Origin of the sequence: Streptomyces sp. NBC_00691, from assembly GCF_036226665.1 — a bacterium.
Taxonomy (GTDB): domain Bacteria; phylum Actinomycetota; class Actinomycetes; order Streptomycetales; family Streptomycetaceae; genus Streptomyces.
The window spans coordinates 6905225-6924530 of the sequence record NZ_CP109007.1; the positions used below are offsets into that span (position 1 = coordinate 6905225).

The 19306-nt window shown below is 73.2% G+C and carries 18 protein-coding genes and 1 riboswitch; of the genes, 10 read left to right on the forward strand and 8 right to left on the reverse strand.

The window, feature by feature from the left end:
* Positions 1-24: 24 nt before the first annotated feature.
* The 3 genes from OG392_RS31010 (at position 25) to OG392_RS31020 (ending at position 2333) form a co-directional block, all read left to right on the forward strand.
* Entirely contained in the window at positions 25-1410 is a 1386-nt protein-coding gene (locus OG392_RS31010) for an aspartate aminotransferase family protein (RefSeq protein ID WP_329284917.1), read from the forward strand.
* A gap of 73 nt (positions 1411-1483) precedes the next feature.
* The gene (locus OG392_RS31015) at positions 1484-2143 is read left to right on the forward strand and encodes a helix-turn-helix domain-containing protein (protein ID WP_329284918.1); all 660 of its coding nucleotides are present in this window, start codon (positions 1484-1486) and stop codon (positions 2141-2143) included.
* Positions 2144-2177: 34 nt separating this feature from the next.
* Positions 2178-2333 (forward strand): DUF6126 family protein, encoded by a 156-nt coding sequence (locus OG392_RS31020; protein WP_329284919.1) that lies wholly within the window; start codon positions 2178-2180, stop codon positions 2331-2333.
* A gap of 7 nt (positions 2334-2340) precedes the next feature.
* On the opposite strand, the gene OG392_RS31025 is transcribed toward OG392_RS31020, so the two are convergent.
* Positions 2341-3162 (reverse strand): tyrosine-protein phosphatase, encoded by an 822-nt coding sequence (locus OG392_RS31025; RefSeq protein ID WP_329284920.1) that lies wholly within the window; start codon positions 3160-3162, stop codon positions 2341-2343.
* A 389-nt stretch (positions 3163-3551) separates the two neighbouring features.
* A riboswitch (cyclic di-AMP (ydaO/yuaA leader) is annotated at positions 3552-3711 on the forward strand.
* Positions 3712-3715: 4 nt separating this feature from the next.
* Between OG392_RS31025 and OG392_RS31030 the strand changes: the two genes are divergently transcribed.
* Together OG392_RS31030 and OG392_RS31035 are read left to right on the forward strand one after the other, a co-directional pair.
* On the forward strand, positions 3716-4690 hold the full coding sequence (locus OG392_RS31030; RefSeq protein ID WP_329284922.1) for a M23 family metallopeptidase: 975 nt from the start codon (positions 3716-3718) through the stop codon (positions 4688-4690).
* Positions 4691-4853: 163 nt separating this feature from the next.
* Positions 4854-5648 carry an SGNH/GDSL hydrolase family protein gene (locus OG392_RS31035; RefSeq protein ID WP_329284923.1) on the forward strand — a complete coding sequence of 265 codons (795 nt, stop codon included), beginning with the start codon at positions 4854-4856 and terminating at the stop codon, positions 5646-5648.
* On the opposite strand, the gene OG392_RS31040 is transcribed toward OG392_RS31035, so the two are convergent.
* From OG392_RS31040 to OG392_RS31060, 5 genes are all read right to left on the reverse strand, one after another.
* Positions 5635-6513, reverse strand: a complete 879-nt coding sequence (locus tag OG392_RS31040; RefSeq protein WP_329287566.1) for an STM4011 family radical SAM protein — start codon at positions 6511-6513, stop codon at positions 5635-5637. The genes OG392_RS31035 and OG392_RS31040 overlap by 14 nt on opposite strands.
* Positions 6514-6654: 141 nt before the next feature.
* Positions 6655-7992, reverse strand: a complete 1338-nt coding sequence (locus OG392_RS31045) for an STM4012 family radical SAM protein (protein WP_329284925.1) — start codon at positions 7990-7992, stop codon at positions 6655-6657.
* The gene (locus OG392_RS31050) at positions 7989-8810 is read right to left on the reverse strand and encodes an STM4013/SEN3800 family hydrolase (RefSeq protein WP_329287567.1); all 822 of its coding nucleotides are present in this window, start codon (positions 8808-8810) and stop codon (positions 7989-7991) included. Before OG392_RS31050 ends, OG392_RS31045 begins: the two co-directional genes overlap by 4 nt.
* An 11-nt stretch (positions 8811-8821) precedes the next feature.
* Positions 8822-9979: an STM4014 family protein gene (locus OG392_RS31055; RefSeq protein ID WP_329284926.1), complete on the reverse strand. Its 1158-nt coding sequence runs from the start codon at positions 9977-9979 to the stop codon at positions 8822-8824.
* Positions 9976-10941, reverse strand: a complete 966-nt coding sequence (locus OG392_RS31060; RefSeq protein ID WP_329284928.1) for an STM4015 family protein — start codon at positions 10939-10941, stop codon at positions 9976-9978. The genes OG392_RS31055 and OG392_RS31060 overlap by 4 nt, the downstream gene beginning before the upstream one ends.
* Before the next feature lie 178 nt (positions 10942-11119).
* On the opposite strand from OG392_RS31060, the gene OG392_RS31065 reads away from it, so the two are divergent.
* From OG392_RS31065 to OG392_RS31075, 3 genes are all read left to right on the forward strand, one after another.
* A complete protein-coding gene (locus tag OG392_RS31065; RefSeq protein WP_329284930.1) occupies positions 11120-11446 on the forward strand; it encodes a hypothetical protein in 327 nt (108 codons plus the stop codon).
* 25 nt (positions 11447-11471) lie between these two features.
* The gene (locus OG392_RS31070; RefSeq protein WP_443054945.1) at positions 11472-12554 is read left to right on the forward strand and encodes a DUF6745 domain-containing protein; all 1083 of its coding nucleotides are present in this window, start codon (positions 11472-11474) and stop codon (positions 12552-12554) included.
* A 172-nt stretch (positions 12555-12726) separates the two neighbouring features.
* On the forward strand, positions 12727-13494 hold the full coding sequence (locus tag OG392_RS31075) for an SIMPL domain-containing protein (RefSeq protein WP_329284931.1): 768 nt from the start codon (positions 12727-12729) through the stop codon (positions 13492-13494).
* 75 nt (positions 13495-13569) lie between these two features.
* On the opposite strand, the gene OG392_RS31080 is transcribed toward OG392_RS31075, so the two are convergent.
* Together OG392_RS31080 and OG392_RS31085 are read right to left on the reverse strand one after the other, a co-directional pair.
* Positions 13570-14280, reverse strand: coding sequence for a TetR/AcrR family transcriptional regulator (locus tag OG392_RS31080; protein ID WP_329284933.1), 711 nt, complete (start codon positions 14278-14280; stop codon positions 13570-13572).
* Between the two features lie 64 nt (positions 14281-14344).
* Positions 14345-15523: a Glu/Leu/Phe/Val dehydrogenase dimerization domain-containing protein gene (locus OG392_RS31085; protein ID WP_329284934.1), complete on the reverse strand. Its 1179-nt coding sequence runs from the start codon at positions 15521-15523 to the stop codon at positions 14345-14347.
* Between the two features lie 189 nt (positions 15524-15712).
* On the opposite strand from OG392_RS31085, the gene OG392_RS31090 reads away from it, so the two are divergent.
* Both OG392_RS31090 and OG392_RS31095 read left to right on the forward strand, forming a co-directional pair.
* Positions 15713-17008: an MBL fold metallo-hydrolase gene (locus tag OG392_RS31090; protein ID WP_329284935.1), complete on the forward strand. Its 1296-nt coding sequence runs from the start codon at positions 15713-15715 to the stop codon at positions 17006-17008.
* Positions 17009-17401: 393 nt separating this feature from the next.
* Positions 17402-19306: a sensor histidine kinase gene (locus OG392_RS31095; RefSeq protein ID WP_329284938.1), complete on the forward strand. Its 1905-nt coding sequence runs from the start codon at positions 17402-17404 to the stop codon at positions 19304-19306.

Sequence of the window (19306 nt, forward strand, 5' to 3'; positions counted from 1 at the left end):
CGGCCGTGAGACGGGTGAGCGACCGTGAAGGGTGAGTTCGACCTGCGGGCGCTGCTCGCCGAGCGCGGTGGCGAGCGGTACGAGCTCCACGCCCGCCACCTCAACCACCAGCTGCCACGCATGCTCCACACCATCGGCTTCGACAAGGTGTACGAGCGCGCCGAGGGAGCCCATTTCTGGGACGCCGACGGGGTCGACCACCTCGACATGCTCGCCGGCTTCGGCGTGATGGGTCTCGGACGGCACCACCCCGTCGTCCGCAAGGCCCTCCACGACGTCCTGGACGCCCAGCTCGCCGACCTCACCCGGTTCGACTGCCAGCCGCTGCCCGGACTCCTCGCCGAGCGGCTGCTGGCGCACAGCCCGCACCTGGACCGGGTCTTCTTCGGCAGCAGCGGCACGGAGGCCGTGGAGACCGCCCTCAAGTTCGCCCGGTACGCCACCGGGCGGCCCAGGGTCGTCTACTGCTCCCACGCCTTCCACGGGCTCACCACCGGCTCCCTCTCCGTCAACGGGGAGAACGGCTTCCGGGACGGCTTCGCCCCGCTGCTGCCCGACACGGCGATCGGGCTCGGTGACCTCGACGCCCTGGAGCGGGAGCTGCGCAGGGGCGACGTGGCCGCCTTCATCGTCGAGCCCATCCAGGGCAAGGGTGTCCACGAGGCCCCGCCGGGTTTCCTGCGCGCCGCGCAGGAGCTGCTGCACCGGCACGGGGCGCTGCTCATCGTCGACGAGGTGCAGACCGGCCTCGGCAGGACCGGCGACTTCTACGCCTACCAGCACGAGGACGGCGTCGAACCCGACCTGGTCTGCGTCGCCAAGGCGCTCTCCGGCGGCTACGTGCCGGTCGGCGCCACCCTCGGCAAGGACTGGATCTTCAAGAAGGTCTACTCGTCGATGGACCGGGTCCTGGTCCACTCGGCGAGCTTCGGCTCGAACGCTCAGGCCATGGCGGCCGGGCTCGCCGTCCTCTCGGTCATGGAGGACGAGGGGACGGTCGCGCACGCCCGCCGGATCGGTGACCTGCTCTCCGGGCGGCTGAAGGAGCTCGTGCCCCGGTACGAGCTGCTCCACGAGATCCGCGGGCGCGGGCTGATGATCGGGATCGAGTTCGGCCGGCCGTCCTCGCTGGGGCTGCGCGGGCGCTGGACGATGCTCCAGGCGGCCAGGAAGGGCCTCTTCGCCCAGATGGTCGTCGTCCCGCTGCTCCAGCGGCACCAGATCCTCACCCAGGTCTCCGGGGACCATCTGGAGGTGATCAAGCTGATCCCGCCCCTGGTCGTCGACGAGGCGGACGTGGACCGGTTCGTCACCGCCTTCACGGCGGTCATGGACGACGCCCACGGCGGCGGCGGGCTGATGTGGGACTTCGGGAAGACCCTGGTGAAACAGGCCGTCGCACAGCGCTGACCGTATGGCCCCGGGCTTTTGCCTCTGAGGCAAGAAACTTGCCTCAGAGGCACGATCCTGGCGGAATGGACGCATGGACCACGTCCCCGGGGAGACCTCCCCGGACCCCGTCACTCCGGCCCCCGGCGCCCCTGGCGCCGCCGGCCCCGACGTCCTGCCGGACGTCGCCCCGCAGCTGCGGGCCCTGCGCCGCCGCCGGGGACTCACCCTGGAGGCCGCCGCCCAGCGGGCCGGCCTCTCGCCGGCCCACCTCTCGCGCCTGGAGACGGGGAACCGGCAGCCCTCGCTCCCGATGCTGCTCGCCCTCGCCCGTATCTACGGTACGACGGTCTCCGAGCTGCTCGGCGAGACGCCCCCCGAACGCGACCCCGTCGTCCGCGCCGGGCGTTCCGAGCCCGTCGAGGCCGACGGCTGGATCTACCGCCAGGCGGGCGGCGCCGGGCGCGCCCTGCAGTGCCTGCGGGTCCATGTGCCGTACGCCACCCGGGGCGACATCGTGCGTGTCCACCCCGGCGAGGAGTGGATCCACGTCCTGTCGGGCCGGGTGCGGCTCGCGCTCGGCGAGGCCGTCCACGTCCTCGATCCCGGGGACAGCGCGCACTTCGACTCGTTCACCCCGCACCGGATCGGAGCGGCGACCCCCGGCGGGGCCGAGCTGCTCTTCGTCCACACCCTGTTGCAGAGCCCCGTCGCCGAGCTGTGTCTCGGCGACGGAACACCGCACCGGCTTTGATCCCGCGTACTTCCTTCGACAGAAAAGGGCCGAGATGTCCGAGAAGTCACGATCCGTCACCGGTGAAGAGCGAGGTGAGGGCAAGTTCCCCAAGGGCCTCGTCCTGCGCCTCTTCGCCTATCTGGTCGCCGGGCACCTCTTCGCCGGCTTCCTCTATCTGCTCTTCATGCTCGGCGGGCAGAACCAGTAGGTCCCGCTCACGCCTCCGTGAGCAGCCGCTCGCGGAGGCGCTCGCGGGTCTCCGGAGACAGCTTCAGGCCGTCCGAGAGGTAGGCGTCCACCGAGCCCCAGGTCGCCTCGATCATCTCGAAGGCGCCCCGCAGGTACTCCACCCGCGCGTCGAACAGCGGGCTCAGCAGCTCCATCACCTCGGGCGACATCGCGTCCGGGGCGGTGGAGCTGCGGCGCACCTTGTAGCGGCGGTGCGGGGCGTTCGACTTCACGTAGTCGGCCTCGATCGCCTCCCGCTCGACCCCGACGGCCAGCAGGGTGATCGCGATGGAGAGCCCGGCGCGGTCCTTGCCGGCCGCGCAGTGCATCAGGGCGGGAAGGCTGTCCTCGGCCAGGGAGTGCAGGATCCGGCTGTGCTCATCGGTCCGCTCGACCACCATCTTCCGGTACGAGTCGGACATTCGGTCCGCGGCCTTGCCGTCGCCGAGGATCTCCCGAAGCTGCTCGATGTCGCCGTCGCGGACCAGCTTCCAGAACTCCTTGCCGTCGGCCGGGTCGTTGAGGGGTATGTTCACGTTCCGCACGCCCGGAAGATCGACGTCCGGCCCCTCGATCTTCCGGTCGGCGAGGTTCCGGAAGTCGAAGACCGTGTGCAGTCCGAGCGAGTCGAGGAAGGTGACGTCCTCCTCGGTGGCATGGGCGAGGTGGCCGCTGCGGAAGAGGCGGCCCGGGTGCACGGCGCGCCCGTCCGTCGTCGGCAGGCCGCCCACGTCCCGGAAGTTGCGGACCTCGGCCAGCTCGGGCTCGTTCGCTTCGATGGGCGGGACCTGCGGCAGCTGCTGCGTCACGGATGCTCCTGATGGGTCGACGTTCGGGTGCCCGATGCGAGATCGGTTCCGAGGGCAATCATCCCGGTGGGGACGCGATGGCGCACCCCCCTGGACGGGAATGGGTGATCTGTCCGAATTGGGCTTTTGTGTATAACGCGCCCTGTTTACAGGCGAGATGAGCCCAGGTGCGTGAGCAGGGTCATAGAAGTGACGGATCGTGGCCGACGGGCCCGGTCAATTGCCGTACGTGAAAAGGAGATCGAAGGTCCGTCATCCACGGAGGGTGACCGGAATTCCGGGTGAAAGGCCGTACGGGGAAAGTCGGAAGAAATCCGTGGCTTGTTCGCCCCGACCCCGCTCGTCTAGCGTCACCGTCAATCCGGTCGGACCGCCGAATCCTGCCACCGTCCGGAATTCCACTCATCCCATGCGTGGCAGGAGCGGGGGACCCAGGAAGTACGCCGGTCCCGCGACGCAGGACGGCTCGGGGTGAAGCCGCGTGAGAGCGCGGCCGGACATCTCCAGTCCGAACCCGACAGCTCACCTCGTAGGCGCCGGAGAGGAATTCGCCATGCCCGCGAAGGGTAAGCACCGCCGCATCAAGTCCAACCGCCTCACCCGCGGAATCGCCGCCGCCGGTACGGGAGGCGCCGTCGTCGCCCTCCCGCTCCTCGGTGCCACCGGCGCCCACGCCGCCGAGCAGGCCGCCCCGGCCTCCGCTCCCGGCCAGGCCGTCACCGCCGCCGCCAAGGCCCCGGCCGTCGCCGAGGCCGCGCCCGCCGCCAAGGCCGCGCCCACGACGTACTCCGTCGTGCGGGGTGACTACCTCTCGAAGATCGCCGCCGAGCACCACCTCGCCGGCGGCTGGCAGAAGCTGTACGCGGACAACCGTCAGGTCGTCGGGGAGAACCCCTCCCTCATCCTGCCGGGCATGAAGCTCACCCTCGGCGCCAAGAGCACCGCCAAGGCCGCCGCGCCGAAGAGTGCCGCGCCCAAGGCCGCCCCCGAGAGCTCCGCGAAGAACGGCGACACCTCGCGCGCCTCCCGGAGCAGCGAGCGCTCCTCCGCCCCGGCCGCGAGCACCCCGTCCGCGGACGCCTCCGCCTCGCAGTCCTCGAAGTCCGGCGCCTCGACCTCCGCCTCCGGCTGGGTCGCCCCGGTCAGCGGCGGCATGTCCACCCCGTACCGCGCCTCCGGCTCCATGTGGTCCTCCGGCTACCACACCGGTGTCGACTTCATGGCCTCCACCGGCACCACGGTCGTCGCGGTCGGCCCCGGCACCGTGTACTCCGCGGGCGACGGCGGCGCGTACGGCAACCAGGTCGTCATCCAGCACGCCGACGGCACCTTCTCGCAGTACGCCCACCTCTCCTCGATCTCCGTCTCCGCCGGCCAGACCGTGAGCGGCGGAGAGCAGATCGGCCTCTCCGGCGCGACCGGCAACGTCACCGGACCGCACCTGCACTTCGAGATGCGCACCGGTCCGGAGTACGGCTCCGACATCGACCCGATCTCCACCCTGCGTCAGCACGGCGTGAACATCTGACGCCCCGTCGTCACCAGGAGGCCCGGCACCCACGTGCCGGGCCTCCGGCGTGTTCCGGGTCTATTCCGGCTTGGCGAATTCTTTATCGGTGGCATATGTCACCCGACGTCAACCCCTCCTTACGGTCGCGTAGGTCACATCCGAAAGGGAAGGATGTGCTCCCGTGGCAGACGATTCGAGATCAAGAGACACGCACGCATTCGGGTCGTACGCGGCGATCGGTGACAGCTTCACCGAGGGCGTCGGAGACCCCGGGCCCGACGGGACGTACGTCGGCTGGGCGGACCGCTTCGCGGTGCTGCTCGCCGACCAGCTGCCGGAGCACGACGCCTTCCGCTACGCCAACCTGGCCGTACGCGGGCGCCTCCTCGACCAGATCGTGGCGGAACAGGTCCCCCGGGCGAAGGAACTCGCCCCCGACCTGGTGACCTTCTGCGCCGGAGGGAACGACATCATCCGCCCCGGCACGGACCCCGACGAGGTCGCCGAGCGCTTCGAGCGCGCCGTGGCCGACCTGACCTCCGCCGTCGGCACCGTGATGGTGACCACCGGCTTCGACACGCGCGGCGTCGCGCTCCTCAAGCACCTGCGCGGCAAGATCGCCACGTACAACGGGCACGTCCGGGCCGTCGCGGACCGCTACGGCTGCCCGGTCCTCGACCTCTGGTCCCTGAAGTCCGTGCAGGACCGGCGAGCCTGGGACGACGACCGGCTGCACCTCTCGTCGGACGGCCACACCCGGGTCGCCCTGCGCGCCGCCCAGGTCCTCGGCATGCCGGTGCCGGCCGACCCGGACCAGGAGTGGCCGCCGGTGCCCCCGCGCGGCACGCTCGAGGTGCGCCGCGACGACATCCACTGGGCCAGGGAGTACCTCGTGCCCTGGATCGGGCGGCGACTGCGCGGCGAGAGCTCCGGCGACCACGTCGAGGCGAAGCGCCCCGACCTCATGCCCCTGTAGTTCCGGGCAGGGCCGGCGGGCGGACGACGGCGGGGATCCGCTCCAGGACCCCGCCGGCGAACACGTCGTACAGCGGCAGCGTCTCCAGATGGACGTAGCCGATGTGACAGTCGCAGACGGCGAGGGGGCAGGCACGGGGGCGGAGGGCGGCGCGGTACGAGCCGTCGTACAGGTTCCCCAGCTCGGCCTTGACGAAATGGCAGCGCCGGACCGTTCCCTCGCCGTCCACCGAGATCACCGACTCCCCGGTCCGGCACGGCAGCCCCGCCGAGCGGTGCGGCTGGCGGCTGTAGGGGAAGAGGGGGTCGATCCGCGTCCACACCGCGGCCTCCGCGTCGGTGTACGCGTGCCCCTCCGCCGCGTTCACCCAGAGGTAGACGTGTGACGGCAGCGCGGCCCGCAGCCGCCGGGCGTGCTCCGTGTGCTCCGGAAGCCCGACGACGCCGACGCTGAAGCGGATGCCCCGCTCCGCCAGCTCCCCGCACCTGGCGAGGAAGCGCTCGTACGGCGTCTGCCCCGGGTGGTACGTGCACCAGAGCGCCACGCTCTCCCGGTCCGCCTCCGCCAGCCAGTCGGTACGGCAGCTCAGGTTCGTCTGGATCGCCACCCGCTCCACATGGGGGAGCCGGGACAGCTCGACGAGCGCCCGCCGGTACCAGGAGCGGACCAGGCCCTCGCCCCACGGGGTGAAGAGGACGCGAAGCCGGTCCCCGGTCTGCCCGGCGGCCCACCCGGTGAACCGTTCGAGCGCCGCTCGGTCCGCGCGGAGCTGCTCCCGGCTGTCCCGGCGCTTGGCGAACGGGCAGTACGGACAGTCGAAGTCGCAGGAGGAGAGCGGCCCGCGGTAGAGCAGGGTCAGGTCCATGCCCGGGTCGACGACCGGGAGCGGGTCAGGGAGCCGGGCCGGGATCAGGCCCGGTCCCGATGGCGAGCCCGGGTGGGGGTGTGGGCGCGGGTGCGGGTGCGGGTCGGGGAGTGGTGCGGGTGTCAGGTCCATGGCCGCCGCCTACTTCGGCTCGTACGCGGCCATCGCGGCCCGCACCGAGGGGGAGAAGAGCTCCGGGCCGAGGCCGTCCGAGTGGGCCAGGCCCTCCGGGGACAGCCGGAGCAGCCCGGACGGTGCCTCCTCGTCCAGCCAGCCGAGGGCCTCGAACCGGGCGAGCTCCGCCGGGAAGTCCGCGAACGGAGACGCGCCGAACCGCTCCTCGTACCCGGCGACCGGCATGCCCTCGGCCTGGAGCAGCGACTGGAGCAGATGGCGCCGCCTGGCCTCCCCGGCGTCGACCCACCGGCCGACCTCGGCCCGCGAGAAGTCCGCGGCCTCCGTGTAGGCGTCGATGATCGTACGGATCTCCCGCATGTCGACGGCGTAGTCGAAGGAGTAGTGGAGGGCCGAGGTGTACGAGCGGGCCCCGCAGCCCAGGCCGATCATCCCGTCGGTCTGGCAGGCGTAGTCGTCGGGACCGAGCGGTGCGGCGTCGGTCCGGCGGAACATCCGCATCGACACCTGCTCGTAGCCCCGCGCCAGGAGATGGTCCCGGCCGAACCGGTAGAGCCGCAGCCGCTGCTCGTCCCACTCCCGGTCGGCAGCGGGGGAGATCCGGCCGAGGCCGGTGAGCGGCCGCACGTACAGCGGATAGAGGTACAGCTCCTCGGGGCGCCAGGCGTGGGCGGCGTCCAGCGAGGAACGCCAGGACTCCTCGGTCTGGCCGTCGATACCGTAGATCAGGTCGATGTTGAGCACGGGCACGCCGGTCTCCCGGATCCGGCCGAGGGCCGATTCGACGTCGGCGCGGCGCTGCGGCCGGACGGCTGCCCGCGCCTCGGCCTCCACGAAGCTCTGCACCCCGATGCTGAGCCGGGTCGCGCCCCGCTCGGCGAGCAGGGCGAGGCGGTCGGCGGTCGCCGTCGCGGGGGAGGTCTCCACGGACAGCGGCACCGCCCGCAGATCCACGCCCATCCGCTTCTCGGCGATGTCGCAGAGCCGCTCCAGCTCGTCGGCGGTGAGGAAGGTGGGCGTGCCGCCGCCGAACGCGGCCGTCGCGAACCGCACCGGGCCCCGGTCGCCGAGGGCCTCGCGGACGGCCGTGGCCTGGCGGTCCAGCGCGTCGAGATAACGCGTGGTCAGCTCGTCGGGGGCGCCGATCCGGGTGAAGAGATTGCAGAAGCCGCAGCGGACCTCGCAGAACGGTATGTGCGCGTAGAGGGAGAGCGCGTCCTTCGGCTCGTCCCGCCAGAGCGCGGCGAGCGAGGGCGCGGGGTCGGGGAGCGGCCGGTACGCCGTCTTGTGCGGGTAGGCGTAGACATAGCTCCGGTACGGACGCGGGGCGGCGCTGTCGCTCATGCCACGGCCTCCCGCTCCGGGCCGGCGAGCTCGAACTGCGCGTAAGGGACGGTCCACACGACCTCGTGGCCGAGCCGGTGACCGGTGTACCCGTCCTCCCCGTAGGCGGTGCCGTGGTCGGAGCAGACGATCGCGAAACACGGGCGGCGGCTGCTCATCGCGGCGAAGAGCCGCCCGATGTGCCGGTCGACGTACTCCAGGGCGGCGGCATGGGTGGCCCGCGAGTCGCCCGCCTCGCGGGTGGCGCCCGGCAGGTGGAACCAGTTGGGCTGGTGCAGCGCGGACACGTTGACGAAGAGGAACAGCCTCCGCTCCTCGGGGAGACCGGCGACGACCTCCTCGGCGCGGTCGACCTGCGACGCGAAGGAAGTGGCGGAGGCCACGCCGAACGAGGGCTCCCAGTGGCTCTCCTGGAACAGGCCGGGAAGCACGGTGCCGAGCGGCGGCTGCCCGTTGAAGAAGCCGACCCCGCCGACGCAGACCGTCCGGTAGCCCGCCTCCGCGAGGGCGGACACGAAGTCCGGGGTGTCGTGGACGTAGGTGCCGTCTGCGGTCGTCTCGCTGCCGGCGAAGCGCGCCGCGAACAGCCTCGGGTGCGGGCCGGGGGAGGCCGGGGTCGGCAGGAATCCGGCGAAGATCGCCTGGTGGGAGGCGTAGGTGAAGCTGCCGGGCGCGTGTCGCCGCTCCCAGACACCGCCGGGGAGATGGCGGGCGAGGTGCGGGATGCGGCCCGCGGCCGCCAGCTCGACCGCCACGTCGTACCGCAGTGTGTCGAGGGTGACCAGGAGCAGATCGTGGCTGCCGACGATCGTGTTCATGTCGGGCTGGTTCACGCGGTGCTCGTTCCTGTGGTGCTGGTGCTGGTGCTGGTGCTGGTGAGTCGGGGGGTGCGGGGGAACTGGGCGGCGACCTGGGCCCCGTACGTGTCGAGGCCCTCGGCACCGGACCCGGGCAGGCCCGTGAGGCCCGGCAGCAGGTCGCCGAAGGCGTTGACCTCGCCCACGGCGAAACGGCGCCAGCCCGTCGACGGCAGCAGGTCGACCCCCACGCACCGGGTGCCGGGGAAGACCGCGGCGGCCCGCTCGCACACGTCGAGCGCGTCCGTCCACCGAGCGCCGGCCTCCGTGATCGCGGCCCGGGCGGCGAGCAGATCGCCCCGGGTCCCGCCCAGATGGAGATTGGTCATGGGGGAGCGGCTGGTGCGCAGCACGGCGTGGGTGGCCCGGCCGTCGACCACCACCACCCGCAGGTCGGCCGCCCGGCCGCCCTGGGCGGCCTTGGGCAGCCAGCGCTCCACGTGCAGCCCGTCGGGGGCGAGGGCGTCCACGATCGCGGCGACCTCGCGCTCACTCCTGTAGCGCCGTACCCGCAGCGAGTTGAACAGCCGTCCGTCGGGCCCGAGCTCCACCGAGGTGGTGGCGTGGACCCGGCCCGCGCCGTTCGTCTCGACCGCGAGCACCCCCGAGGCGGAGGAGCCGTGCGCGAGCTTCACGAAGACCCGGCGCAGTCCGGGCCCGGCCGTCAGCGCCCGGACATCCGCCCAGCCGCGTACGACCGGCGCGGAGGGTCCGGACGTCGGCGACTCGGGCACCGGCACCCCGGCCGCGCGGAGCAGACCGTGGCTCAGCCGCTTGTCGAACAGAGCCGCCAGCTCGGCGGGGTCGTCGACGAGCGCCGCGCCCGCCTCGGCGACGGACCGGGCGAGTTCCCCGGTGGCGGCGACGAACCGCGCGTACCAGCGGCCGGTGCCCTCGACCCGCGCCGGATCGTCGACCTCCCGAAGGAGCCGGTCGGCCTCGGGGTCCTCGCCGGGCGAGTCCAGACGCACCGTCTCGCCCTCCGCGAACCGTGCCGCACCGCGCAGCACCTCGGGCCAGGACACCACCCGCGCCCCGGGCAGCCCGGCGGACCGCAGCGCGTCCTGGAAGAACGCGACGCGGCGGCCCGCCGGATCCCCGACGACCACGAGGCGCGGGCGGGCGGTCACTCGGCGACCGCGACGTACCGCCAGACGCGGCCGTCCCCCTCGTCGTCCGCCTCCTGGGCGTCGTCGAGGTCCACGACCACGCCGTGCGGGGCGAGCGCGGCGAGCACCCGCTTCCTCATGTCCTCCGACAGATAGTGGTGGGAGAGGTCGAGGTGGCTCAGATGGGTCAGCGGCTGGCCGTCGAGCAGCGCCGCGGCGCCCTCGTCCGTGAGGACGCCCATCGACAGGTCGAGCCGCTCGATCCGGGCGAGCACGGGCGCGCCCGCCACGGCGGCGGCCACGGCGTCCTGGACCACGCTGTTGCACAGGCCGAGCGAACGGAGGGCGGGGAACGCCGCGCCGGAGAGCAGCGGCGCGAGGTCGTCCGCCGTGCTGTCGCCGCCGTACTCGTCGGTGCCGAGCCAGAGTTCCAGCTTCTCCAGGGCGGGCAGGTCACTGCCCACGATCCCGCGCACGACCTCGGCACCCAGACCGCCGGTCTCCACGACCAGGCTCTCCAGACCGGTGTGCCGGATCGAGGGGAAGGCCAGGTGCGAACCTCCGCGCACCCCGAACTCCCGCAGGGCCGGGTAGGCGGCGAGCAGCGGGGTCACATCGGACTGGATGATCCAGGAGATCTCGCAGTCCTCGCCCGTCATGTCGCCGAGGAAGACCGCCTCCAGGGAGGTCAGCCGGTTGTTGGCGGCGATGAGCGCCGTGACGATGTCCGCCGAGGAGTTCTCGTACGCCTCGTCCCAGCCGCCGACGACCAGGGCGCGCACCCGGCTCACGTCGACCGTCTTCAGGAACCGCTCGAACTGCGCACCCCACTGCTCGTCGTCGTCCTCGCAGTAGGTGGGCGAGGAGAGCCGCCAGGCGACCGCCGCGGCGTCGGGGAGTTCGACCCGCGCGTCCGGTTCCGTGTCCTGGAAGGGGAACACGGGCAGCTCGTGGAATTCCTCGAGGTAGTGGCCAACGGTCATGACTGCGCTCCCGGCGACGGACGGCGTGGATCAGCTGATGGCAAGAGTTGTACCAAGCCGCACCGACAACGCCCTCCGCCGGGTGGGCCCGCGAGGAGTCCGGGGCCGATTGTCAGACCCGGCCTCTAGCGTCGTTCCCGTGTTCGGCCGTACCGCGCCGAACGGGGAGGGGAGAGCCATGTACCGGCAGGGAGACGTGCTGATCGCGCCCGTCACGGAGACGGCCGTTCCGGAGCGGGTGAGGGCGGCGGCGGGTGAGCCGAGGGACGCCCGGGGCCGGCTGGTCCTGGCCCTCGGCGAGGTCACCGGGCACGCCCACGCGATCCCCGGGCCCGGCCGACTCGTCCGGGAGCCCGGGCCCTTCGGCCCGCTGCTGCTCGAACTGCCCGAGGGCGGCCGGGTGGTGCACGAGGAGCACGCCCCGATACCGCTGCCCAAGGGCTGGTACCGGGTGGTGCGCCAGCGGGAGTACGTGCCCGGGGCGTACCGGATCGTCGCGGACTGACCGAGAGAGACCTGGGGGCTTGCACATGAACCACGCCGACACGCACCACATCACCGCGCGGGACAGATGGCGGTCCGTCGCGGCGGCCACCGGCCCCGCCGACCGCGCCGCCGCCGAGGCGGGGGTCCGGCTCGCCTACCGCACGGCGGGCCTCGCGGCACCCGAGCGCGTGCTCTGGGCTGACTCGCCGCTCGCGGCCGTCGCCCTCGTACGGGGACTGGACGGCCGGGGCCGTTCGGTCCGGGACGAGGTGCGCACCCGCCCGTGGGCCGAGGAGCGGCGCCGACTCCACGACGACCTCGGACCGGCGGGCTGGGCGGCCCACTGGCAGGCGACGGGGGCCCACCTCTGGGACCTCACCCGGAGCCTGGCCGACCGGATACGGGCCGGGGTGACCGAGGCCGCCGCCGGCCCGGACGGACCGGACGAGACCGCCGCCGGGGGAGACGGGGCCGCCGGGCCGGCGGCTTCCGGGCGGGAGGCGACCGCCGTGCGGCTCGTGCTGCTCGACGCGGTGCTCGGGCAGCACGACGCGGCCTGGCTCGCCGCTTTCGACGGTCACGGGGACCGCCTCGAGGGCCTCGCCGCCGTCGCCGGACAGGCGGGCTGGTGGTGGCCGTACGAGAACGTCACGGTGGTCTGCGAGCGGCCCGTCGAGCTGCACCGTGACGAGGCCGGACGGCTCGACCGGGGCGACGGCCCCGCGCTGGCCTTCGCCGACGGCTTCGCCCTGTACGCCTGGCGGGGGATGACCGTGCCCGCCGACTTCCTCGCGGGTCTCGCCGGCCTGACCCCGGAGCGGATACGGGACGAGGAGAACGCCGAACTGCGGCGCGTGATGCTGGAGTACCACGGCTACGACCGCTACCTCGCCGCCTCGGGCGCACGGCACGAGCACCGTGACGAGACCGGCGTCCTGTGGCGGATCGAGCTGGCCGACGACGAGGACGTGGTGATGGTCGAGGTGGTCAACTCGACGCCCGAACCGGACGGCAGCCACCGCACGTACTGGCTCCGGGTCCCGCCCACGACCCGGACCGCGCGGGAGGGCGTCGCGTGGACCTTCGGGCTGCGCCCCGAGGCGTACGAGCCGCTCGTGCAGACCTGAGCGGACGGCCCGGCAGGGACGGCCGTCAGCGGCGGCCCGGCCGTGCGCGGACGCGACTGGTACGGAGAGGTGAAGGGCGCCGGTGGACGGGAGTGGCGCACGGGGGGCGGCGGTGGCGGGTGCTGGGATGTGCCCGCCGGAGCCCCGGCACCCAGCCTCGAAGGGACCGCCTGTGACGATCCGCCGGCCAAGCGCCGTCCGTACCGCCCGTCTGCTCGCCGCCACCGCCGTGCTCGGCGGGCTGCTCGTCGGCACCGCGGCGCCCGCCCTGGCCGCCGCGCCCGGGCGGACGGCCCCGCGTACCGCCCTGGCTGAGGCGCCCGCCACGGTCACCGTCAGCGGGTCCGGCCGCGCGTCCGCGGCGCCCGACCTGGCGATCCTCTCCATCGGGGTCGAGGCCGGCCGCGCGACGGCGAAGGAGGCGATGGCCGCGCAGAACACCGCCGCCGAGGCCCTTCTCGTCGTGCTGGACAAGCAGGGCATCGCCGAGCGGGACATCCGTACGGACAGCCTCACACTGTCCCCGGTCTACACGCAGAACGCCGCGGGCGAGAGCAAGGTGACCGGCTACCAGGCGGGGCAGTCCTTCTCGGTGAAGGTCAGGGAGATCGACAGGGCCGGCCAGGTCATCGGCGCGGTCAACGACGCGACCGGCGACTCCGGCCGGATCAACGGTGTCGTCTTCGACGTCGCCGACCCGTCGGGCCTGCGGGCGAAGGCCCGCGAGGCCGCCTACCGGGACGCGTACGACAAGGCGGCGCAGCACGCCCGGCTCAGCGGCCACCAGCTCGGCCGCCTCGTCTCGCTCAGCGAAGGAGAGTCCGCGCGCCCCGGCCCCGGCGCCGCGCCCGGAGTCGCCCACGACGAGGCGAGCGTCCCGATGGCACCCGGCGAGATCGAGGAGCAGGTCACCGTCTCGGCGGTCTTCGAGCTGGTGTGACCTGATGGGGAGGCGGTCTTCGAGCTGACCGTGACCCGGTGGGGAGGCCCGGAGGTGCGCAGCCCCGGCCGGTGGTCAGGGGCCCGAGGGCGTCGCGTCCCCGCCCCCGGCCGTTCCCGTGTCCTCGCCGACGCCGCTGTCCTTGCCGTTGCCGCCTTGCGCGTCCTGGGCCTCGTCCTCGTCCTCGCCCTCGTCCGGCAGGTCCAGCTCGCGGGCGAGGGCGGCGTCGGCCCAGCGCAGCATCGCGGTGCGGGAGAGGGAGCCGGCGTAGGCCGTCGTCTGGACGGCGAGGCCGTCCAGGAAGGCGGTGAGCCGCCAGGCGGCGGCCGCCGGGTCCGCGCAGCGGAACTCGCCGGCCTCGGCCCCCTCCGCGATCACCCGGGTCAGCGCCGCCTTCCACTCCTGGTCGAGGGAGGCGGAGACCCGGCGCAGCTCCGGGTCGCGCAGGGAGGCCGCCCAGCCCTCGATCCACAGCCGCCAGCCCTTGGCCTGTCCGGTCGGCGCGTACCAGCGGACGGCGGCCCTGAGGCGGCGTACGGCGCTGGAACGGCGCCCGAGGAGCCGGCGCAAGTGGGCGAGGTCGCCCTCGGCGGCGTGCGCGAAGGCCGCCGCGACCAGCTTCTCCTTGGACGAGAAGTGGTAGAGCACCAGGGCGTTGCTCACGCCGAGTGCCGAGGCCACGTCGGCGATCCGGACGGCCGCGACCCCGCGCGCCTCGATCTGCTCGACGGCGGCCCGCAGCAGCTCCTCCCGCCGCTCGGCCACGCTCAACCGCACTCTTGCCACGTCACGCACCTTACACAGCACGTGACGCGGGCATGATCGTGCGTGATGACGGGGCGGCGGCGGTTCAGTACCAGCCGTAGCGTTCGGCGATCTGCGGCAGCCGCTCGTCCACCAGCGCGTGCGCCGCGGCGCGCGGGCTCGTGTCGCCCGCCTCGGCCCGGTCGAGGATCCCGTCGACGAGCGTCCGCATGGCCCCGCGCACCCGGGCGAAGGCCTGGTCGGCGTCGGCCTCGATGTCGCCGAAGAGCGTCCACCACCACCAGGCGTTCGTGCACGAGTTCACGACCACGTCGGGCAGCACCGTGACCCCGCGCGCGGCGAGGGCCTCCTCGGCCTCGGGCAGCACCGGCATGTTCGCCGCCTCGGCGATCCAGCGGGCCGTGATCCGGCCCTGGTTCCCGGCGTCGATCGCGTACGAGACGGCCGCCGGGACCAGCACCTCCGCCTCGACCGCGAGCCAGGCGTCCCCGGGCTCCTCGCGGTCGCCGGGCCGCAGCGCGGCGCGGTCGACGGCGCCGTGGCCGTCCCGGGCGGCGAGCAGCGCCTCGACGTCGAGGCCGTCCGGGTTCACGATCGTGCCCAGGACGTCGGCCACGGCCACCACCCGCAGCCCGGCGCGGGCCAGGAACCGGGCGGTCGCCCCGCCCATCGTGCCGAGCCCCTGCACCGACACGCGGGTCCCCGCGTAGCCCCGGTCGGCCCGGTCGAGGGCGGTGAGGACCGACTCGGCGACCCCGAGACCGCCGACCAGCTCGTCGAGACCGATGCCGTCGACCTCGATCGCGAAGGCGTCGGCGAGCCGCTCGCGGGCCGCCGCCTCGTCGTCCAGGAGCGGGTACACGGCCTGCACCGAGGAGACCAGGCCCGCCTCGGCCACGGCGCGGTCCACCAGGTCCTGGGTGAGGCCCAGGTCCTCACCGGTGGTCCAGAACCGCTCGACGTACGGCCGCATCGCCCGCAGATAGCGCACGAGGACGCCGTACGCCTCGGGGGAGCGGGGGTCGCAGTCGATGCCGCCCTTGGCACCGCCCAGTGGCACGTACCGGGCCTTCGGGTCGTAGTGCAGGGCCTCCTTCATGGTCATCCCGCGGGCGAGCCCGGTGACCTCCTCGACCGTGCAGCCCTCCCGCATCCGCAGGCCGCCGCTGGCCACCCCGCGCACCAGACGGTCGACCACCAGATGGCCCCGGCGACCGGTCACGTGGTCGGTCCAGCCGACGGAAAGCAGAGGGGCGGAACTCATCGGGCATCTCCTCGGGAGGGGCGGACAGGACAGGTGCCGTACGGGGCGGAGGCCGCTGCCGTACGGGGCGGCGGAGGCCGGTGCGACCGCCTGGATGTACTGAATGACGGTTCAGTATGGCTGACCGTCCCGACCGTTCGGGGCGCGGGCCGCCCATAATGGAACGACCCCCAGAGATCAGGAGGTCCTGTGACCGGTACCGGCTCCGACCGTTCGCCACGGGCCCGGCTGCGCGCGCTGCGCCCCGAGTCCTTCGGCGCGGACCCCACGGGCGAGCGCCTCGCCCGTATCCACCGCTCGCCGAACTTCGCGGACGGGATCTTCCAGAACCCCGAAACCGCCCGACGCGGCCCGTCGGGTTCCAGTGTCGAGTTCGCCAAGATGTACTTCGACAAGGAAGGCCGTTCGCGCCGCGCCCCCACCGGCACGATCCCGGTCCACCCCACCACGGTCGCCGACCTGGCCAGGCCCCCGGCCACCGGGCTGCGCCTGACCTGGATGGGACACTCCGGCGTCCTCGCCGAGATCGACGGCCACCGGGTCCTCTTCGACCCCGTCTGGGGCGAGCGCTGCTCCCCCTTCCCCTTCGCCGGCCCCAAGCGGCTCCACCCGGTGCCCGCGCCGCTCGCGGCCCTGGGCCCGGTCGACGTCGTCGTGATCTCGCACGACCACTACGACCACCTCGACCTGCCGACGATCAAGGAGCTCGCCACCACCGACACCGTCTTCGCGGTGCCGCTGGGCGTCGGCGCCCATCTGGAGCGCTGGGGGGTGCCCGCCTCCCGGCTGCGCGAGCTGGACTGGAACGAGTCCACCGAGATCGGCGAGCTGCGGCTCACGGCCACCCCGGCCCGGCACTTCTGCGGCCGCGGACTGCGCAACCGGCAGATGACGCTCTGGGCATCCTGGGCCGTGACGGGCCCCTCCCACCGGATCTTCCACAGCGGGGACACCGGATACTTCTCCGGATTCAAGGACATCGGCGCGGCCCACGGCCCCTTCGACGCCACGATGATCCAGATCGGCGCCTACTCGGATTTCTGGACCGACATCCACATGACCCCCGCCGAGGGCATGCGGGCACACCTGGACCTCCAGGGCGGCGGGCCCGCCGGCGTGATGCTGCCGATCCACTGGGGCACCTTCAACCTCGCCCCGCACCCGTGGGCCGAACCGGGGGAGGGCACCGTCGAGTCCGCCGCCGGAGTCGCCCAGCGCATCGCCCTGCCCATCCCGGGCGAGCCCTTCGAGCCGGGCGCCGAACAGGTGCCCGACAAGCCCTGGTGGCGGGCGGTCGCCCGCGTTCCCTCCGAGGGCTGGCCGGTGCCGGCTCTCACCGACGGTGACGGTTCGCTCACCGGCGTGTCGCACGGGAAAGCGGACGCAAACACGGTCGCGAACACCGGCGCGGACGCGCAGCACACCTCCGGCGAACCCGGCACGGACAGCGGCCGGGGTACGCCCGAGGCGGCACGGACGCCCTGAGGCCACGAGCGGACCGGGCGGTCCGTACCCCTCCCGGGATTCCGGTCGGGGAGCATTTCCGCAGAGGGCGGAGGCGTGAGAACGCCTCCGCCCTCTTCCGTTCCCGGCGCTCAACGCCCCCTCCGCGTCGCGACGTCGAGTTTCGGCCGAAGCTTCTCGGCCGGTCAGGCCAGGGGCGATACCAGAGCGGGCCGGTCTACGGGTAAGTTTGCCAACTGCGCACCGCACATGAACGGTTGACGACTACAGTGTGTGGTTGGTGATCATCGGTAGGCTCTTAGAACGCATGTTTCACACCCCGTGAACCACCCCGGCAACACCCCCCCCGTAGTCCACCCCCGTAGCTCACCCGCAGTACGCCGATTCCTGGGCACGTACGTACCAAGGACACTCATGTCTCAACTTCGCGCACCCGCCTCGCGGTCCGATCGACGCGAGGGCGGGCGGCACGGCCGGTCAGGCGCCCGCCCCGCCCCCGGTACCGGTAGCAACCCCCCGACGCAGCCCCCCGCGTCGCACACCATGGAAGCCCGTATACGCCCCCAACTCCTCCGCACCTCCGTGCTTCCCGCCGTCGCGGTCGCACTGGGCGGGGCCGCGGCCGTGCTCTTCACCATCCGTTCCACCGGCGCCACCCCGACGCCCGGCCTCTGGGCCGCGCTCACCGGCGCAGCCGCGATCACGGTGGCCTCCGTGACGGCCGCCGCGCTCGGCGCGGACCGGGCCGCCAAAGCGGTGCTCGACCGCTGCAACGCCCTGCGCCGCACCAGCGCCCGCGGCCAGAACGAACTGCAGACGATCATCGAACAGTTGCGCAGGGGAGAGGGCCTTCCGCCCCGCCCCGCGCTGCCGACCGGCACCGCGTCCGGCGATGAATTCGACCTGCTCTCGCAGGAGCTGACGCGTTCTCACGAGGCCGCCGTGGCAGCCGTCGTGCAGGCCTCCCGGCTCTCCAGCAGCGTCGGCAACGAACAGAAGGTCGAGGTCTTCGTCAACCTCGCCCGGCGCCTCCAGTCCCTGGTCCACCGCGAGATCCAGCTCCTCGACGAGCTGGAGAACGAGGTCGAGGACCCGGAGCTGCTCAAGGGCCTGTTCCACGTCGACCACCTGGCCACCCGCATCCGCCGGCACGCCGAGAACCTCGCCGTGCTCGGTGGCGCCATCTCCCGTCGCCAGTGGTCGAACCCGGTCACCATGACCGAGGTGCTGCGTTCCTCCATCGCCGAGGTCGAGCAGTACCCGCGGGTCAAGCTCGTACCCCCGATCGACGGCACGCTCCGGGGCCACGCCGTGGCCGACGTCATCCACCTCCTCGCCGAACTCGTCGAGAACGCCACGCTGTTCTCCGCGCCGCACACCACGGTGCTGCTGCGCGCGCAGTACGTCACGGCCGGTCTGGCGATCGAGGTGGAGGACCGCGGTCTCGGCATGCCCGTCACCGAGCAGAACAAGATGAACGCCCTGCTCGCCGACCCCGACCAGGTCAACGTGGCGCATCTGCTCCAGGACGGCCGCATCGGACTCTTCGTCGTCTCGGCCCTCGCCCGCCGTCACGGCATCGCCGTACGACTCCAGTCCAACATCTACGGCGGCGTGCAGGCCGTTCTCGTGCTCCCGCAGGGCCTCCTCGGAGCCGACCCCGAGGGCCTCGCCCAGCACGAGCGCCAGGCCGCCGCGACCGCCGGATCCTCCGCGGTCCCGCCGAACCAGGTGCAGATGCAGCCCCAGCCGACGGCGCAGCCGCACGTGCCGTCGCAGCCCGCGCCCCCGGTCCCCGTACCGGCCGCGGCTCCCTTGCCGGCGCCCATGACCGCCCCGGCACCGGCCCACCCCCAGGCGCCCGTGCCCGCGGCCATGAACACGACGGCCACCACCGGACCCGCACCGCACTCCGTTCCCTCCCCGGAGCGGACCGCCGTCCGCCACGAGGCGGCCCCGGCCCACGACCCGCTCGCCTACCCCCGTACCACCGAGCGGTCCCACGGCTACGCGGACTCCGGCCGGCCGTCCGCGGCACCGCCGCGGCCCGCCGCGGCCGGCCACTCGGGCCCGCCCGCCTCGCTCCTCTCGCCGCTCCCCCCGGCACCCGAGGACAACGGCCGGCCCGTGCTCCCCAAGCGGCGCGCCCAGGAGCACATCGTCCCGCAGCTGCGCGACGAGCCGGTGGCCCGCAAGCCCGAGGAACACGCCCTGCACGACCCCGGCTTGATGGCCGCGTTCCAGCGCGGCATCGGTCTCGCAGAGTCCCAGCCCGCCCCCCATGAATCGCTGCGTCCAGGCGACGCGCACAAGGAGTAG

What these genes read in the sequence shown, in the direction of transcription:
- OG392_RS31015 (WP_329284918.1), top strand. Translation starts at nt 1,484, where the DNA reads ATGGACCACGTCCCCGGGGAGACCTCCCCGGACCCCGTCACTCCGGCC.
- OG392_RS31020 (WP_329284919.1), top strand. Translation starts at nt 2,178, where the DNA reads ATGTCCGAGAAGTCACGATCCGTCACCGGTGAAGAGCGAGGTGAGGGC.
- OG392_RS31030 (WP_329284922.1), top strand. Translation starts at nt 3,716, where the DNA reads ATGCCCGCGAAGGGTAAGCACCGCCGCATCAAGTCCAACCGCCTCACC.
- OG392_RS31040 (WP_329287566.1), bottom strand. Translation starts at nt 6,513, where the DNA reads ATGGACCTGACCCTGCTCTACCGCGGGCCGCTCTCCTCCTGCGACTTC.
- OG392_RS31045 (WP_329284925.1), bottom strand. Translation starts at nt 7,992, where the DNA reads ATGAGCGACAGCGCCGCCCCGCGTCCGTACCGGAGCTATGTCTACGCC.
- OG392_RS31050 (WP_329287567.1), bottom strand. Translation starts at nt 8,810, where the DNA reads ATGAACACGATCGTCGGCAGCCACGATCTGCTCCTGGTCACCCTCGAC.
- OG392_RS31060 (WP_329284928.1), bottom strand. Translation starts at nt 10,941, where the DNA reads ATGACCGTTGGCCACTACCTCGAGGAATTCCACGAGCTGCCCGTGTTC.
- OG392_RS31065 (WP_329284930.1), top strand. Translation starts at nt 11,120, where the DNA reads ATGTACCGGCAGGGAGACGTGCTGATCGCGCCCGTCACGGAGACGGCC.
- OG392_RS31070 (WP_443054945.1), top strand. Translation starts at nt 11,472, where the DNA reads ATGAACCACGCCGACACGCACCACATCACCGCGCGGGACAGATGGCGG.
- OG392_RS31085 (WP_329284934.1), bottom strand. Translation starts at nt 15,523, where the DNA reads ATGAGTTCCGCCCCTCTGCTTTCCGTCGGCTGGACCGACCACGTGACC.
- OG392_RS31095 (WP_329284938.1), top strand. Translation starts at nt 17,402, where the DNA reads ATGTCTCAACTTCGCGCACCCGCCTCGCGGTCCGATCGACGCGAGGGC.